The organism is Calothrix rhizosoleniae SC01, from assembly GCF_900185595.1.
GTDB lineage: Bacteria > Cyanobacteriota > Cyanobacteriia > Cyanobacteriales > Nostocaceae > Calothrix_A > Calothrix_A rhizosoleniae.
In genome coordinates, this window is sequence record NZ_FYBH01000266.1 from 1 (window position 1) to 16,184 (window position 16,184).

11 protein-coding genes, 1 tRNA gene and 1 pseudogene are annotated in these 16,184 nt (G+C 39.1%); 7 read left to right on the forward strand and 6 right to left on the reverse strand.

From position 1 onward, the window contains the following. On the forward strand, positions 1–244 hold a 244-nt coding region (locus tag CALSC_RS26540), incomplete at its 5' end, for a hypothetical protein (protein WP_088242279.1). Positions 245–314: 70 nt separating this feature from the next. Here the strand turns inward: CALSC_RS26540 and CALSC_RS15805 are convergent. Together CALSC_RS15805 and CALSC_RS15810 are read right to left on the reverse strand one after the other, a co-directional pair. After that, a complete protein-coding gene (locus tag CALSC_RS15805; RefSeq protein WP_088242280.1) occupies positions 315–1,121 on the reverse strand; it encodes a dienelactone hydrolase family protein in 807 nt (268 codons plus the stop codon). A gap of 188 nt (positions 1,122–1,309) precedes the next feature. Further along, positions 1,310–3,940 (reverse strand): DNA polymerase III subunit alpha, encoded by a 2,631-nt coding sequence (locus tag CALSC_RS15810; RefSeq protein ID WP_088242281.1) that lies wholly within the window; start codon positions 3,938–3,940, stop codon positions 1,310–1,312. A 685-nt stretch (positions 3,941–4,625) separates the two neighbouring features. On the opposite strand from CALSC_RS15810, the gene CALSC_RS15815 reads away from it, so the two are divergent. The 3 genes from CALSC_RS15815 to CALSC_RS15825 all read left to right on the forward strand — a co-directional run bounded on the left by CALSC_RS15815 (position 4,626) and on the right by CALSC_RS15825 (position 6,778). Further along, the gene (locus CALSC_RS15815; RefSeq protein WP_088242282.1) at positions 4,626–5,177 is read left to right on the forward strand and encodes an NYN domain-containing protein; all 552 of its coding nucleotides are present in this window, start codon (positions 4,626–4,628) and stop codon (positions 5,175–5,177) included. Between the two features lie 286 nt (positions 5,178–5,463). Beyond that, positions 5,464–5,535, forward strand: a tRNA-Asn gene (locus CALSC_RS15820). Positions 5,536–5,560: 25 nt separating this feature from the next. Next, the gene (locus tag CALSC_RS15825; protein WP_088242283.1) at positions 5,561–6,778 is read left to right on the forward strand and encodes an aminotransferase class V-fold PLP-dependent enzyme; all 1,218 of its coding nucleotides are present in this window, start codon (positions 5,561–5,563) and stop codon (positions 6,776–6,778) included. Between the two features lie 625 nt (positions 6,779–7,403). On the opposite strand, the gene CALSC_RS15830 is transcribed toward CALSC_RS15825, so the two are convergent. The 3 genes from CALSC_RS15830 to CALSC_RS15840 form a co-directional block, all read right to left on the reverse strand. After that, positions 7,404–8,171 carry a DsbA family protein gene (locus tag CALSC_RS15830; RefSeq protein ID WP_088242284.1) on the reverse strand — a complete coding sequence of 256 codons (768 nt, stop codon included), beginning with the start codon at positions 8,169–8,171 and terminating at the stop codon, positions 7,404–7,406. Between the two features lie 361 nt (positions 8,172–8,532). Continuing rightward, positions 8,533–11,391: a glycoside hydrolase family 9 protein gene (locus tag CALSC_RS15835; RefSeq protein WP_088242285.1), complete on the reverse strand. Its 2,859-nt coding sequence runs from the start codon at positions 11,389–11,391 to the stop codon at positions 8,533–8,535. Between the two features lie 519 nt (positions 11,392–11,910). Beyond that, entirely contained in the window at positions 11,911–13,140 is a 1,230-nt protein-coding gene (locus CALSC_RS15840) for a methanobactin export MATE transporter MbnM (RefSeq protein ID WP_088242286.1), read from the reverse strand. Positions 13,141–14,006: 866 nt separating this feature from the next. Between CALSC_RS15840 and CALSC_RS27495 the strand changes: the two genes are divergently transcribed. From CALSC_RS27495 to CALSC_RS27870, 3 genes and pseudogenes are all read left to right on the forward strand, one after another. Next, a complete protein-coding gene (locus CALSC_RS27495) occupies positions 14,007–14,249 on the forward strand; it encodes a helix-turn-helix domain-containing protein (RefSeq protein ID WP_235006808.1) in 243 nt (80 codons plus the stop codon). A gap of 149 nt (positions 14,250–14,398) precedes the next feature. Beyond that, positions 14,399–14,800: pseudogene (locus tag CALSC_RS27500) on the forward strand (IS630 family transposase). Between the two features lie 70 nt (positions 14,801–14,870). Then, positions 14,871–15,002, forward strand: a complete 132-nt coding sequence (locus CALSC_RS27870) for a hypothetical protein (RefSeq protein WP_268807217.1) — start codon at positions 14,871–14,873, stop codon at positions 15,000–15,002. Positions 15,003–15,693: 691 nt separating this feature from the next. Here CALSC_RS27870 and CALSC_RS26545 read toward each other — a convergent pair. Continuing rightward, positions 15,694–16,184: alpha/beta fold hydrolase (locus CALSC_RS26545; RefSeq protein ID WP_200817651.1), on the reverse strand; the 491-nt coding region annotated here is incomplete at its 5' end.

Sequence of the window (16,184 nt, forward strand, 5' to 3'; positions counted from 1 at the left end):
ACGACAAGACTTAATCGCTTATGTTTTTAAACGTATTCCTTGCTTTTACAATAGTAGGGAAGCAAACAATGTTTGTGATTGGAGTGATAAATTACCTCGTAATCCATTAGAGCATCAAATACACATTGAAGGTTTAATTCATCAAGGAATTCAATCAATCATCAAAGAAAAATCTGAATGGATTAGCCACCATTTATGTGCAACAGTTAAACCTGCTTGTGAGCCATCTCACTGGTTTGGATAAAACTATAATTTCAATATTGCCCCAATAATTTTAAGTTGTAAATTTGTACGACTGATAAAGAATTTGTGGGCTATTTTTTCTGAAATATTTCTGTAAATAACTGTTTCATTGCTAGCCAAGAACGCTTATCAGCCAACTGATTATAAGCAACTCCCTTAGATGAATTATGGGCTGATGCAGGGTTAGTAAAACTATGTACCACACCACCATAGGAGATTAATTGCCAGTCTACCTTGGCTTGTTCCATCTCTGCTTGAAATGCTTGTACTTGCTCTTCTGGTACAAATGGATCAATTGCACCATGCAAGACTAGAACTTTAGCTTTGATATTTTTAGCGTCCTTGAGGTTGGGAGTGTCAAGATTGCCATGAAAACTAACCACACCTGCAATATTAGCACCACTGCGAGCTAATTCTAATACCGTACCACCACCAAAACAATAACCAATGGCAGCGATGCGTTTAACATCAGCTAGAGGATTGTTTTGTAATACTTGTAAACCTGCGGTAGCGCGTTCCCGCATCAATTTTCTATCTTGACGGTAAATAGAGGCTTGCTTGCTTGATTCTTGGGGATTTTGAGGGCGAATCCCTTTACCATACATATCTATGGCAAAGGCAACATAACCAAGTTTAGCTAATTGTGTGGTACGTTTTCTGGCATAATCTTGTAATCCATTCCATTCATGAACTACTAATACTCCAGGACGTTTTTCTTTAATGGCATCATCATATGCTAAGTACCCTTGTAAAACCTGATTACCGTGTTTATAGTCAACTACTTGAGTTTGAATAGCTGCTAAGGCTGGGCTAGAAAAAGAAATAGAAACAGAAAAAGCGATCGCTGGAATTAATAAAGTCGGAAATAATGGTTTCATTGTGGTGAAAATATCATTTGCCATAAAGTTTAAAACAAATTTGGTAAGTAAGTCGGTACAATAAAACCAAACTATGTGAAGAAAAGTAAATAAGCCTAAAACTCTTTTTCCCCCTGCTCCCTGCCCCCCTGCCCCCTGCCTTATCCAAACGATAATTTTTTACGCCTACCTACTTAATTTGGGAGCAACTATTCTGGCAAACCTTTGACTTGCAATAAATCCAATCCTTTGGTAAATATTTCATCAATTGGTAACATTTCCCCAGTTGTAGTCATAAATTTATGGTCTTTTGTAGCTTGAATAGTGGAACCATCTTCTAACTCATATGCAAAAATTTCTTGTTCTCCTCGATGATGCCATTGGACAATGGGTTGGGTATACACATTACCATGACGATTAACGGTGTATACCTGACACTCAATACCTTTCTCGACAATTTCTCCAATGGGCATTAAGCCATATTCTACTGTCAAAATTTTTGTATCATAGCTTAAGCAATACTCGGCAAACTTCAACATTTGCTCAAATAATTCTTCAGCTGTTTTCTTGTTAACTCCATTTTTGGCTGAACCATCAATAAACTTTTCTCGCTGCTTCTGCATCTCCGCAACTTTCTTTTTACCCATAGCTCGACGCAGCAAATCGGCTTGTCCTAAAGAATAGCCAGCCATATCTTGAGCAATTTTCATAATTTGCTCTTGATAGACCATAATTCCATAGGTTTCATCTAAAATTGGTTCTAAAACTTGATCATCGTAGGCAATTTCTTCTCTACCATGTTTACGATTAATAAACTTAGGAATTAATCCTGCATCTAATGGCCCTGGTCGATATAATGCCAAAATGGAAGAGATATCTTCAATATTAGAAGGTTTCAAATCCCGGACAATTTGTTTCATCCCCGAAGATTCTAATTGGAATATCCCTTCCAATTCTCCTGCTTCCAGCAAATCATAGGTTTTCTGTACTTCTTTTGGTAGATTAGTGTGTTTTCCCTCTGCTAATATACGCTGTGCTTTTCTCTCTTGAGCAGTAATTTCATAAGGGTCGATTGTAAAGTGTTGACTGGCTTCAATTAAATCAATGGTTTTCTGAATCATGGTGAGATTTCTTAACCCCAGGAAATCCATTTTTAACAATCCCAAGGAATCTAAATCTTCCATATAATATTGAGTAATTACAGAACCATCATTATTTTTTTGCAGAGGAACGATTTCATCTAATGGTTCGGCGGAAATAACGACCCCGGCTGCATGAACACCAAAGGTTTTGTTAGTTCCTTCAATCCTAATCGCCATATCTAACCAATGACGTACATGGGGTTCATTGTCATATCTTTGTTTAAATTCTGGCTCAGGGGTATCATCAGAAATCATCACTTTTAACTTAGTTGGTTTACCCCTAGATACAGGAATCATTTTTGCCATTTTATCTGATTCTGCGTAGGGAATATTTAACACCCTGGCGACATCTTTTAATACTGCTTTCGATGTCATGCGGTTAAAGGTAATAATTTGAGCTACCTTATCTTCCCCGTATTGATGAGTTACATAATCAATCACTTTATCCCGCTGTTCAATACAGAAATCTGTATCAATATCAGGCATGGATTTTCGTTCAGGATTGAGGAATCGCTCAAAGAGTAACCCATGATGTACGGGGTCAATATTAGTAATTCCCATACAATAAGCGACTAAAGAACCGGCAGCCGAACCCCTTCCTGGTCCCACAGGGATTTTATTATCTCGAGCAAATTTGATGTAATCCCAAACTACTAAAAAGTATGTAGAAAATCCCATCTTTTGAATCATTTTTAATTCATATTCCAACCTTTCTTTATAGGCTGAATCGATTTCGTTGCGGGATTTACGATTAAGTTTATCTAAAAGTCCTTGCCAAGCAACTTCTTCTACATAAGTATCAGCAGTATGACCGGAAGGAATGGGATAATTAGGAATACGAGGCTCTCCTAAAATGTTGTAAGGTTCAATTTTATCGGCAACTTCTAAAGTGGTATTAATAGCTTCTTCAATGACATCATCTGTTAAATGGTCGCGGAATAATTGTTTCATTTCTTCAGCCGATTTGAGGTATTCCGTACCGCTATAACGCATCCTTTTATCTTCAACAATTAACTTCCCAGTTTGAATACAAAGCAAAGCATCATGGGCTTCTACATCAAAGCAAGAAATATAATGGGAATCATTGGTGGCAATAAACTTAATATCTAATTCTCTGGCAATTTTGACGATTTCTACATTGACGATTCTATCTTCTTGGGAACCATGATCCTGAATTTCTAAATAATAGTCATCTCCAAACACTTCCTTATACCATTTAGCAACTTTCCGAGCTGCATCTGTTCTACCACTCAGAATCGCTTGGGGTATTTCTCCACCCAAACAAGCACTAGTCACAATTAAATTTTCATGGTATTGCTTGAGTAATTCTTTGTTAATACAAGGGCGAGAAAAAATGCCTTTACCTTGTACACCTTTGAGGTTAGAAGTAGTAGTTAATTTAACTAAATTTTTATACCCTTGAGTATTCTTAGCTAAGACAATTTGGTGATAGCGAGGGCGACGTTCTTGCTTAGTAATATCACCATTGATAATGTACATCTCATTACCAATGATTGGCTTAATATTCTTGTTGCGGCAAATTTTGATTAATTCGATCGCACCATACATTACACCATGATCCGTAAGTGCGATCGCTTCCATACCCAATTCAATTGCTTTATCGACTAAATTTGGTAGCTGACTAGCGCCATCTAGCAAACTATAGTCACTGTGAATGTGCAAAGGAACAAAGGACATGGTGCATTTCCCCAGAAACGAACAAGAAGTTCAGCAGCACCTGCAAGAGGATGCTCTGTAAACGAATCATCTGTATTAGAGTATTTTAGGTTAGCTTATATTGGAGACAAATCTGAAATTTTGTATTTTTTTGGAATGTGAACCTTCCTGGCAAGAGTTTCAATTATGACTTTTTTACTTAAGTATTACTGCGATGTCTGTTATAGACTGGGTTTTAAAAATTAATGTATAATTTTTTCATAATACATAGAAATTTACAAGGGAATATATACTTAAGTTTCAAGTGTTATCTCGGACAGATACATTCAGGTTTGCTGAGCAATAATACTTAAAATAGGAGGATTTCTAACAGGATCTTTGAACAGCGATCGCTCCTTTGGTAGTTACTGTGTCAGGATACTATAAATTTAACAGATTGTGTCCTATATATCAGAGCAAAATCCCAGTATCTGCTATGTAAATAAATAATTTTAGCTTCTTGGATACAAGCATACAGGATTTTTCCTAATTTTATTTCCTAGCCTGCAAACAACCATGTGTAGGGGGTTTGAGTTTATGTAGGTGAACCTAAATCACGAAATCCGGGTTTTTTCATTTTTGTAACACACTATTACAAGGAATGATTGAATTACTATAAAAATTATGAATGATTTTTGTTAACTCTAGAAAATAGTGATTCAGAACCATGTCCCGCTCACTCTCCCAAGCCGTTTTGCTGGTGGACGGCTACAATATCATTGGCGCTTGGTCTTGTTTGAAGAAAACCCGAGATACTGCGGGATTAGAAGCAGCCCGGTGGGAATTAGTCGAAGCTTTGATTAGTTATAGTGCTTTTGAGAATTATCAAACGAAAATCGTATTTGATGCTCATTATCAAAACACTTCTAGTAATCATCAAATAATTACCGGCAATGTATCGGTATACTATACGGAATTTGAGCAAACTGCCGACACATACATTGAAAAGAGTTGTGCATCCCTTCGACATGAAATAGCTCAATCTTTAATCTCCCGTGTCATTGTAGCTACATCTGACCGAGCACAGCAACTCACAGTTCAAGGCTATGGAGCAGAATGGCTCTCTGCACAACAGCTATGTTATCGAGTCCAAGACAGTGTTTGCCGAGTCAGAAAGAAATCTCAACCCCTAAAACAATCTAAGGGAAGATTCTTAGCTAATTCCATCGATCCTAAGTCAAGGCAACGTCTAGCTGAATTACGTATGGGGTTCAAATAGATTAGTATTATCACCAAGTCAGTCTCCGTGAACAATTTCATCCCCTGATGATATTAGCGGAGCTTGGCACATCTTAGATTTATACTATTTGAGATTTGATATTTCAGATTGTGAAAGAAATTTTGTGTAAAAAGCTTAGTAATTCTTCATTCTCCCCACATTCCCCACATTCCCCACAACCTGTTCGAGGAAATCATTTCAGCCACTAATCACAAAAAAAAATAAAAAATTTGGGAAATTACTTGCAATTTTCTGTAGTTTACTTTAAGATTAATAATCGTTGCATTCCTCAGTAGCTCAGTGGTAGAGCGGTCGGCTGTTAACCGATTGGTCGTAGGTTCGAATCCTACCTGGGGAGTTTACTAAATTCATCGGGGCGAGATATGAAGTATGAAGGTCATAACTTTAGACTTCCAATCCCCAATATCCGAGAATTATGGTCATTAGACCCAAATATAACCTTTCTCAATCATGGTTCATTTGGTGCTTGTCCCCAAGCTGTGCTATCTATGCAACAGCAGCTCAGGTCAAAATTAGAAGCAGAACCAGTTCGTTTTTTTATTAGAGAATGGGAACCACTAATTAATGAATCTAGAAACCAACTGGCTCATTTCATTGGTGCTGATGAGCGGGATTTAGTATTTGTCCCTAATGCGACAACAGGGGTTAATGCTGTGTTACGTTCTCTACATTTCTCCCCAGATGATGAATTACTGACAACCAACCACGAATATAATGCTTGTCGCAATGCTCTAGATTTTGTTGTCAGTCGTAGCGATGCGCGGTTAGTAGTGGCGAAAATTCCCTTTCCCTTGGAATCACCCCAACAGGTAATAGCAGCAGTGTTAGAGCGAGTATCAGCAAAAACTAAGCTAGTTTTGTTGGATCATATAACCAGTCAAACAGGATTAATTTTACCCATTCCAGAATTAGTCAGGGAATTAAATTTACGTGGTGTAGATACCCTGATAGATGGTTCCCACGCACCGGGAATGATTCCCCTCAATCTACAAGAAATTGGGGCGACTTATTACACTGGAAATTGTCATAAATGGTTGTGTGCGCCTAAAGGAGCTGCATTTTTATATGTGGTAAGGGATAAGCAGTCAGAAATTCGTCCCCTAACAATTAGTCATGGTGCGAATTCTCCCCGTACAGATAAAAGTTCTTTTCAATTGGAATTTGACTGGATGGGAACTGATGATCCCACAGCTTATATATGTGTAGCAGAAGCAATTAAGTTTATGAGTTCGTTGTTATCCGGCGGGTGGGATGAGTTAAGACAGCGCAATCATGAATTAGTTTGTCAGGGAAGAGAGGTGTTGTGTGATGCATTGAAGGTATTACCACCATGTCCTGAGAATATGATTGGTTCTATGGCGGTGATTCCTATGCCAGAATCTTGGGAAAATCTTGATTTTGCATCGATACATGATCAGTTATTTGATCATTTTGCTATTGAAGTACCTCTGACTCCTTGGCAAGAGAAACCAAAGTTATTGATGCGGATATCGGCTCAGATTTATAATTCCATAGAAGAGTATAAGTATTTGGCAGAGGTATTAACAAGTGTGAGAGGGGAGAAGGAGAGACAAAGGTAAAATCCGAATGGCACTCTTGTTAAGCGTAAACCCCTGATGTTACTGGCTTTGGGGTGTAGGGTGTGGGGTATGGGGTGTAGGGAATGAAGAAGAAGAGAATTTTTTTCAAGCACTAAATTGAATATCTCTTAACACTACACGCTAAACCCTACCCTAACCAGGTTTTGTCTTAACTTCGTGCCATTCGGGTAAAATCCCTCATAACTCCCTATTTCTCAGCCATTGAGGTTGTGGCAAAAAAAATAATTACAAAACACTTGCGTTTTCAAAAAGATCATGCTAACTTATATTTGTGTGTGAGGAGCAAGTGAAACAAAAAGCGTTTGGGGTGGAAACACGGCAACACTCCCGAGCGCTTTTTGCTTTATATAATTTATTCTCTGAGTATATAGAAATAAATATATTGATTATGACAGTATTGTTGGACTAAAGGACTATCAACTGAAAAACGTCCTAACTTGGCTGGCTATAGCTATAAATAAAATATATTGCGATCAAAAATAGCGATCGCGTAGTGGCTTCTAGATTCTATCCCTATTTGTGAATCATTCAACTCTCCGACTTTTTGAAAAAATTGGAGAGTTTAGGTTTGCCAAATATCCAATAAATCTGGCTGATGGAATTATTATTTCATATCTTCCAATATCTTCTGCAATTCAGATAATTGAACCGCACCGGAAGCCTTCTCACTTTGAATGATAAAGAAAGGCGTACCAGAAAGTCCCAAGTTTGTTGCTAATTCCGTATCCCTAGCAACTTCCTTCTCTACAATTGTACGATCTCGATTGAATTTTTCTAAGTCTAAGTTCAGTTTTTGGGCGATATCTAAATATAAGGTTTCACCCAAGTCATCTTGATTATTGAATAAAGCACCATCATATTCCCAAAATAGACCCTGTTTATGTGCTGCTAAGGCTGCTGTAGCTGCTGGTATGGCTTGTTTATGAATGCTGCTTAAAGGGAAGTTTTTGTAAACTAATTGCACTTTGTCACCATACTTAGCCATTAAAGAATCCAATGTTTTCTGTGCTTCCCCACAATAAGGACATTCAAAGTCAGAAAACTCTATCACTAAAATTTTCGGTGTAGGGGAACCAGTGGTGGGGGAATTACCAATTACGGCTTGGGGATTGGCTTTTAAATCCTGTAAAAATCTTTCTCTATTAGTTTGTATTTTCTGTTGTTGCTGTTGTTGGTAAATCTGTATAGACTCTACAACTATCTGGGGATTTTTGCGGATAATTTCTAATACCTGTTGTTCAAGTTTGCGATCGATATTGGAGGCTGCTTGTGCGGGCAATGTCCATGTTGTCAGAAGAAATAGTAAGCAGATGGCTGTTAAAGTCCGCAACCATTGTCGCAATTGCTGCAACCAGGAAGAGAATGTATTCATAGCAACTCTTGAATCTTGAAATTACAACACTCTCCTAGTATTCCTTAAAATGGGCATTATAGCGCTACCACGCAAGTAATTAAGTAATAACGCACGGTTTGCCCATTTTTTCTAGAACAGTAAAACTAACTAGACTAGGTTTTGTATATTTACGCCTAGGGGTAATGACTTGCAACAATCTTGTCTAGCATTACCTCAAAAAGTGACCTCGTTCGATATGGTGATCCTTGTACATATTTCATGGGATGAGTTCATATCAGTCCAAATAAGCCGACTCGTGGAAAGAGGAAGCTCAAAGAGTAATCTTTGGAATCTCCCGCTACACCGCTTGCGGTTAGCAGGATGAGGATGTCAAGCGACATTAGGGAACAATAATGTCACTTGGTACACTAATTCCCGGTAGGGCATCTAACTCAGCATGAGTGAGAGGATCACCACCGTATTCATTGACACTACGGGCAAGAGCACCCGTGAAGGCTGCATTGTAGTCTAAAGCCACCTCATTAGTGATATAGTTAGTGCGATCGTCCTGATAGTCAAAGTCATTTGCTGAAGCTGGTCCACCCACCAGCGCACCAAAGAGAATATTGTTATTGGGAATAACGCTATTAAAGTCAGCCCAATTGCCCCCATGGGAAGAGCGGTGATGGGGATTCACAGGTGCATTTTCCCCAAAACCCACCACATAACTTGACCCCCTTGGATTATCCCCAAGCAAGTAATCCACTGTCGTCCCAGCCAAGTCACTATATTTACCATTAGGATCATTGACGGTGTCTGCATAGACCCCTGCCACAAATGCTGTGTTGGCAGCATAGCGCAGAGACCCCCATTGGCTAATCCAGCGTAATCCCCCATTTGTAATTTGGACACCACTGTGACCATCAGTCCAGGCATTGAGCCAATTTTCCACATCCTGGGAATAGCTGTTGTCCCCAGCTTGTTGAGCCAACTTTACCGCAACACCATGGGACTTGTCATCCCAATTAATTGTCCAGCCCGAACTTAAATTCCCACTCTGGTAAGTAGATTCAGCTTTTTCCAGGAAAGCTGCATCACCCGTGGCATCATAAAGCCAACTAGCTCCCCAGGCTAGCTCATCTTGGTACCCACTCCAGGAGTTATAAAAACTTGCTGCATTGGGAATTGAGTCAGAATATTTGCCTCTATAGGTATCGGCAAAATCGTAAAGTTGTTGTGCATTGGTTAACAGGGTATTAGCATATTCCACCTCACCTTGTTCTCTAAAGAGAATAGAAGCAGCAGCTAAAGCAGCAGCGGTTTCTGCTGCCACCTCTGTGCCAGGATTGTTAGGAGTCACAGCAAAGGATGGTCGGTTCATAGACATATCTTCTGGTGCTCCCCAGTAAGCATGATCCACATGACCATCCCCTACTTGAGCATAAAAGGCTTGAGTCTCTCCATTTTCAACCACATGGGCTTTAAGGAAATAATCCGTTCCCCAACGAATAGCTTCCATCACTTCATCTAATTGCCCCATGGTTTCATAAGCCTCTGTGTAAGTAAGGGCACCCCAGGCTAACATCGTCATGCTATAAGCCATTGGTAAACCAAACTTTACATGATCTCCAGCATCATAGTATCCACCACTCAAATCCCGTCCTACATCAGCACCATCTGAGAGGGCAGAATCTCCTCGCCAGTCAATACGCTTGTTACTTTCATCTAAATCCCCAGAACGTTGAGCTTCAAAGAAGAGAAAAGACTTTTGTAATGCTTCTCCATAGTTAAAGTTGCCTGAAGAAGGAGGAATCAAGGAATCAGGCAAATCGCTAGGGGGAGTATCATTATTGAGGATTGTTACTGTCGCCGTATCATCTAAGAATAAGGCTCCAGATGGATTCGATAACTTAACCGAGAACGTTTCATTGTCCTCAACCTGAAGATCCCCCTGGATGGAAATACTGATAGTTTGGCTTGTCTGATCTGGTGCAAAGTTGAGAATACCAGTGACTGCTGTGAAGTCTGAACCTGCTATGGCAGTACCATTATTGGTTCCATATTGAACAGATACGGTTTCCTGGCTTATTTCACTCAACTCGACATTCAGATTGATTGTAGTCACCCCTGTGTCGGCTTCTGTAATACTGGCATCACCGATAGAGAGAGTTGGAAGTGGAGCAGGTTCCGGTGTAGGCTCTGGTTCGGGAGCTGGTGTTGGAGTATTATCAACAGGATTATCGTTAAATATAAAGTTGCTTGCATAGGGGTCTCCAGACCCATTGAAACCAAAAGTAACCGTCTGCCCTACCCCAATTGTGGAGTTCCAACTTAAATTACTGAATTCGTAGGTATTACCCTGATAACTTTCTATGGCATTCCAAGAGTGCTGGATATCAAAACCAGTGGTAAAACTTAATTCCCATCCTTCGATCGCAGTTGAGCCATCATTTGTCAAGCTAATCTTACCCGTAAAGCCACTACCCCAATCATTGAGAATATCAAACTCTACGGTAATATCATCGCTGGCAGAAGCAACGGGAGAATCGTTATCGAGAATGGTGACCTGACCTTGCATATCACCTGCTTCGGCATTGGTAGCTTGGGTTAGGTTCACCCAAAAACGCTCATTGTCCTCGTCGGTTGTGTCCCCTAGCACAGCAAGGCTAATGGTCTTTTGGATTTCACCAGGCGCAAAGGTAATGGTGCCTGTGGTTGGAGTATAATCTTCATTGCCGAAAGCTGTATTATTCGCAGTAGCGTATTCAACAGATACAGTTTCCTGGCTTGTTTGACTCAACTCTACTTCCAGGTTAATTGTTGTGAAACCCCCATCAGTTTCAGTGACTGTGGCATCGCCAATGGAGACAGTTGGAAGGGGTACAGGTTCTGGTGTAGGGTCTGGTGAAGTGGGTTCATCACCAATCAACTCCCCATTGAGCTGAAGGTCATTCGGTTGAGCAATTTGTCCATCAGCACTCTCACCAATAAAGCCAAATGTGACCTCTTCCCCGGGTGCTACTCTATTCCAACTTGCGCCACGAATTACGTAGTTATCACCCTCATGACTAAGAATTTCAGCACCCCAAATATTTTTAATTTCAAAGTCAGCTGTAAATTCAATTACCCATTCATCAAGTCTGGAATTACTATCATTGCTTAAAGAAAAACCTCCTTGAAAGCCACTTCCCCAATTATTTTGGACGAAGAAATCAACCGAATAGAAATCGGTCATGTTATCGGACAAGTTCAAAGACATAATCTTACCTCTTGGTATCTGCGAGTGTAAAATAAGCAAAATCAATCAAAAAAATTGAAGCAGATACATCCCTGAATTGTTGACTTGAAAAAGGCTTTTAATACACGATATGCAACTTTAATCCCAACGAATTTGCATTTGTTTTAGCCTTTAAATGAAGTTTTAGGTCAAAGTTTTGTGAGAGTTTCCTAATTGTTGCAATATCCAAGTGTTAATAACATCGTTACGACTACATAAACTCTTAAATATTTTTTTACAAAAGAAAAAGTTTATTTTCCATCTTGATGCATCATCGAAAATACTGATTCAATATAGGAATCCTATTTGATTTTTGAAAGAGAGTCCGAGAAAATATGGAGGGGTACATCTTAAGATATTTGGAGAAAAAAAGGTTTTTCGCTGATTTCTGAGGAAAGCACATTTTGATTTCTGTAATCGTTTCACAGTAATATTTTCAGGCATTGTGTCGCGCTTCATGCTATCAAGGACTACAGCTCCCTTCGTCTATACTTTTGTCAGTCAATTAGTATTGGGGTCACTAAAACTAGGATTTTGGATAAAAGATTCATCCATCAAACTTCGCAAAAACTCGATTAAATCTTGCTTTTCTTGGGGAGTAATTTGAAATCCATTAATTAACTCACTTTTCAAAGGATTTTTACTCCCTACCCCTGCATATTTTCCAGTTACAATAGTTCTACCACCTGCAGCATAATGGTCAATCACTTCCTCTAATGTTGCAATACTACCATCATGCATATAAGGAGCAGTAAGTTCAATATTACGCAATGTTGGCACTTTGAATTTACCCATATCCGAGGGCTTACGAGTAATTTTATAGATTCCAGTGTTATTATCAGGATAACTTCCTTTACCATCAAGATTGTAAAGTCCGGTATTGTGGAAAAATATTTTCTCTCCTATACCTTCGTGTTTAATGGAGTCACTAAAATTGAAACCACTATGACACTGAAAACATTGTAATTTCTCACTATTAAATAAAACTTCTCCTCTTTTTGCAGCCTGAGAAATGGCATTTTTATCTCCACCATAACGATAGCGATCATAAGGCGAATTAGCAGAAATCAAACTACGTTGAAATGCTGCCAGGGATTTTGTTAAATTTTGAATAGTAATGTTATTTTTACCCTTACCAAAAGCCTCTGCAAACATCTTTTGATAATGGGAATCTTGTTTCAACATTGTCATCAAAACTTCTCTAGTGCGCCATTTTAAACCCATCTCTACAGGATGTTCACCAAACATTGGTACTAATGCTTGCACCTCTAGCTTTTTCATCCCTGGATCAGCCCAAGTGAGAACAGAATTATATGCTACATTTGCAAGAGTCATGGAATTACGTGGATGCTTTTCTCCTGTAACTCCTACTGAAACTTGCTTGGGTTCAGAAAATGCTCTAGCTTGAATATGACAAGAAGCACAGGAAAATTCTCCGTTGCTAGAAAGACGTTTTTCATAAAATATATGTCTACCCAGTTCTACCTTTTCTTTGTTCATGGGGTTATCAAGGGGAACAAGAGGTTTAGGCATCCAATCGGGAATATCCCAGACGTAAGCATTGCTATGACTAGATGCAGATAGCACCCCAGCCAAACATATAGATACGCAAAATGTAAACGCGAAAATTACTATTAACACCAACCAGCGTTTAAAACCCACGCTTTGGTTCCCATGGCTGTTAATAGCAGTCCAAGTAAACTTACCCTGAGGAAAAATCACTAATCTCATATACTTGTGAGATACACCAATGTTCAGTGTTCCCCGAAACAAGTGTGAATTTTCACAGAATCTAAAAAATACTTTTTGGAGTGCTTCCCCCAGCTTTATTGCTTCTCCGTGAGCTCGGTCTTAATATTTTGTTTTTTGATTTCATCCAATATCATCCGCAAGGTAAGCGCAACACTTGAACTTGATTTGAGTGGAGTGTGTAGGGGTGCTTTGACTCACCCCACCCGGATTTATATTTGGGTGACAGCTAATCAGAAGCGAAGGGAAGCGGTTTTAACCCGTCGTGTAGCATCTTTTTAGAATTCCCTCGCCTTCAGCAGGGGAGCAGTCAAAACACTCTCCTAGTATTCCTTAAAATGGGCATTATAGCGCTACCACGCAAGTTATAAGTAATAACGCACGGTTCGCCCATTTTTTTCTAGAACGGTAAAACCAACTAGGCTAGGTTTTGTATATTTACGCCTAGGGGTAATGGCTCGCAACAATCTTGCGAGAGAGAAGCTGACGAACCGGGGAAGAAGGTGATGGCAGCAACAACCCTTACGCACTGGGCTTTTCTGTCCCTAACCTTTGCTCACAAATTGCTAAAGCCTTTTGATACAGAGGTTAGGCTTCTGAGTACCATCCTTGGGAGTTGTAGAGATTAGCCAGGTTGTTACAAGTAATCAAACAAAATTATTTACATATTCACTTAAAATAAAATATATAGATTCCAAGGGTGAATCTACATAACAGAAAAAATGCGATATATTCAGGGACTAAGTTCGGAAACTCGAAATTTACTGACAAGGATTTATCAATAGAGTAAGTATACTCAAGTTAGACAACGAGCTTACTGCCTTTTGTTAAGTTTTGAAGGCTACTCGATGAAAGATATAACGAAGATTTTAGGAGTAAGTCGTAAAACAATTCATAACTGGTTAGTTTCTTGGGAAGAACGAAGTCTTATTGGCTTGTATGATAAAAAAGGACGGAGCAGAAAACCAACTTTATCGAAATCACAAAAATCACAAATATGTCTATGGGTAAAACAAAGTCACAAGCAATTAGAAAAGGTGCGTAGCCGCATTGAAAGAGAATGGGAATTAAAGTTTGCAAAGAGACAATAAAACGAGTTTTAAAAAATTTAATTTTCAGTTGGCATAGAGTGAGAAAAAAAGTAGCGGGAAAGCCGCTATCAGGGGATTAAAAGGCTGCTAAACAATCATTGGAGAAACTTAAACTGAAAGATGATGCAGGTGAAATTGATTTAAGATATATGGATGAAACAGGGTTTTGCCTAACTCCTTATTTACCATATGCTTGGCAAGAAAAAGGAGAACAGATTCAAATTAGAACCAGTGCCAGTAAAAGATTAAATATCATTGTTTTCATGAATCGTAAAAATGATTTAGATGTATATGTATTTGAATGTAAAATTAATAGTGAAGTTGTGATAGCTTGTATTGATACATTTTGTGAAAATCTTACCAAAAAAACTGTTATATTTATCGATAATGCTCCGACTCATACCAGTAATATATTCTATGACAAAATGTCAGAACGGAAACAAAAAAAATAAGAATTTTTCTTTTTAACGACTTACTCTCCCCAGTTAAATTTGATTGAAATTTTGTGGCGTTTTATCAAATATGAGTTGTTGGAAGTATCAGCATATTAAAGTTGGAAACACTTAGTGAAATCTGTTGAAAATATTCTGAGAGAATTTGGTCATAACTATGTAATTAATTTTGTGTAACTACTTATCTGATGGTGAATCAACACTTGAGGTGTTAATTTGGATGATTCAACAATATATTCCCGTACTCAAACACATTCAAAGACTGCAAGAAAAGGGGGATAAAAGCGATCATCAGCAATAAAAGAGAAAAATGAGTGAGGTAATGCTGGGCAATTTTGGAAGGAGGCATTACCTCCCAAAACTCTTGCCCTACAAGCATTTTTTGTTTTCAATAATTTTGGAAGTAAGTAATAGCTCATAAAAACCTTATCCAGGCAGGCGTTTTAGCCTTTAATTCCTAAAAAAACAGGTCTGCGTTTCTTAAAATTTTCTTACTCCAAGAGCGCGTTGTAAGCGAACCGGAGATTTATCGCCTAGAACGCGCTCAAAGATGTGATCGCCCTTTGGGCGGAGAGAGCGGAGCATCGCAAGAGCGCGGGCACTTTGTGCCATCGCGTTACGCCCACTGTAAGTGCTTAATTTTCCGGATGTTCTCAGTATGTTCTCGAAGGCTTATACTGAATAACTGACAGTACTTTTCCCAGTATAAGCAGTAATCCCCCAGTGAAGAAAATCTTGGTGTTGACAGCAAATCCCAAACATACCAAACAGTTACGGGTGGGTGAGGAAGTACGTGGGATATTCAGGAAGGTTTGCAAAGGTCGTTAAACCGGGAAAAATTTGACCTGCGGTATGATTTGGCGGTACGTCTTCGTGATATTTGTCGCGCTATTTTAGATTATCGACCCAATATTATCCATTTTGGAGGGCATGGTTCGGGGGAAAATGGTTTATATTCTGAAGATGTCACGGGTATACCATCCCATTCTATTCTATGGGTTTATTTCATTTGTTGTCACACGCGCCCTTAAAAACTCTCTCATTTTTTCAATAATTTGTGGCGCATCTTCTTCTAAAGGGAAATGCCCAGTGTCAAAAATATGATAGTCAATATCTCTAACGTCTTGTTGATAAGCAGCCGCACCTTGTTCAAGAAAGATCGGATCATTTCTACCCCAAACAATTAGCATTGGCGGTTGTGTGTCGCGTAAGTATTGCTGCCAATTCGCATAAAGCGGAATGTTGTTTGGATAATCGTAAAGCAACTCAAGATTCAGCGCAGTTACATGAGGCTCATTTATAATCGCATGATCCAAATGCCAACCGTCTGGGTTGAGGCCATCGGGATTGCGCGTGCCTTCGGTGTACATCCATTTGATTCCGTCAAGGCTCATAAAACTTCCTATCTTGGTAGCTTCGTCCTCGGGTGTACGTGTTTGACTTAAAGTCTGCTGACTAAGATCGCTAAGACCTTCTTCACTGT

What these genes read in the sequence shown, in the direction of transcription:
- CALSC_RS15805 (WP_088242280.1), bottom strand. Translation starts at nt 1,121, where the DNA reads ATGAAACCATTATTTCCGACTTTATTAATTCCAGCGATCGCTTTTTCT.
- CALSC_RS15810 (WP_088242281.1), bottom strand. Translation starts at nt 3,940, where the DNA reads ATGTCCTTTGTTCCTTTGCACATTCACAGTGACTATAGTTTGCTAGAT.
- CALSC_RS15815 (WP_088242282.1), top strand. Translation starts at nt 4,626, where the DNA reads ATGTCCCGCTCACTCTCCCAAGCCGTTTTGCTGGTGGACGGCTACAAT.
- CALSC_RS15825 (WP_088242283.1), top strand. Translation starts at nt 5,561, where the DNA reads ATGAAGTATGAAGGTCATAACTTTAGACTTCCAATCCCCAATATCCGA.
- CALSC_RS15830 (WP_088242284.1), bottom strand. Translation starts at nt 8,171, where the DNA reads ATGAATACATTCTCTTCCTGGTTGCAGCAATTGCGACAATGGTTGCGG.
- CALSC_RS15835 (WP_088242285.1), bottom strand. Translation starts at nt 11,391, where the DNA reads ATGTCTTTGAACTTGTCCGATAACATGACCGATTTCTATTCGGTTGAT.
- CALSC_RS15840 (WP_088242286.1), bottom strand. Translation starts at nt 13,140, where the DNA reads ATGAGATTAGTGATTTTTCCTCAGGGTAAGTTTACTTGGACTGCTATT.
- CALSC_RS27495 (WP_235006808.1), top strand. Translation starts at nt 14,007, where the DNA reads ATGAAAGATATAACGAAGATTTTAGGAGTAAGTCGTAAAACAATTCAT.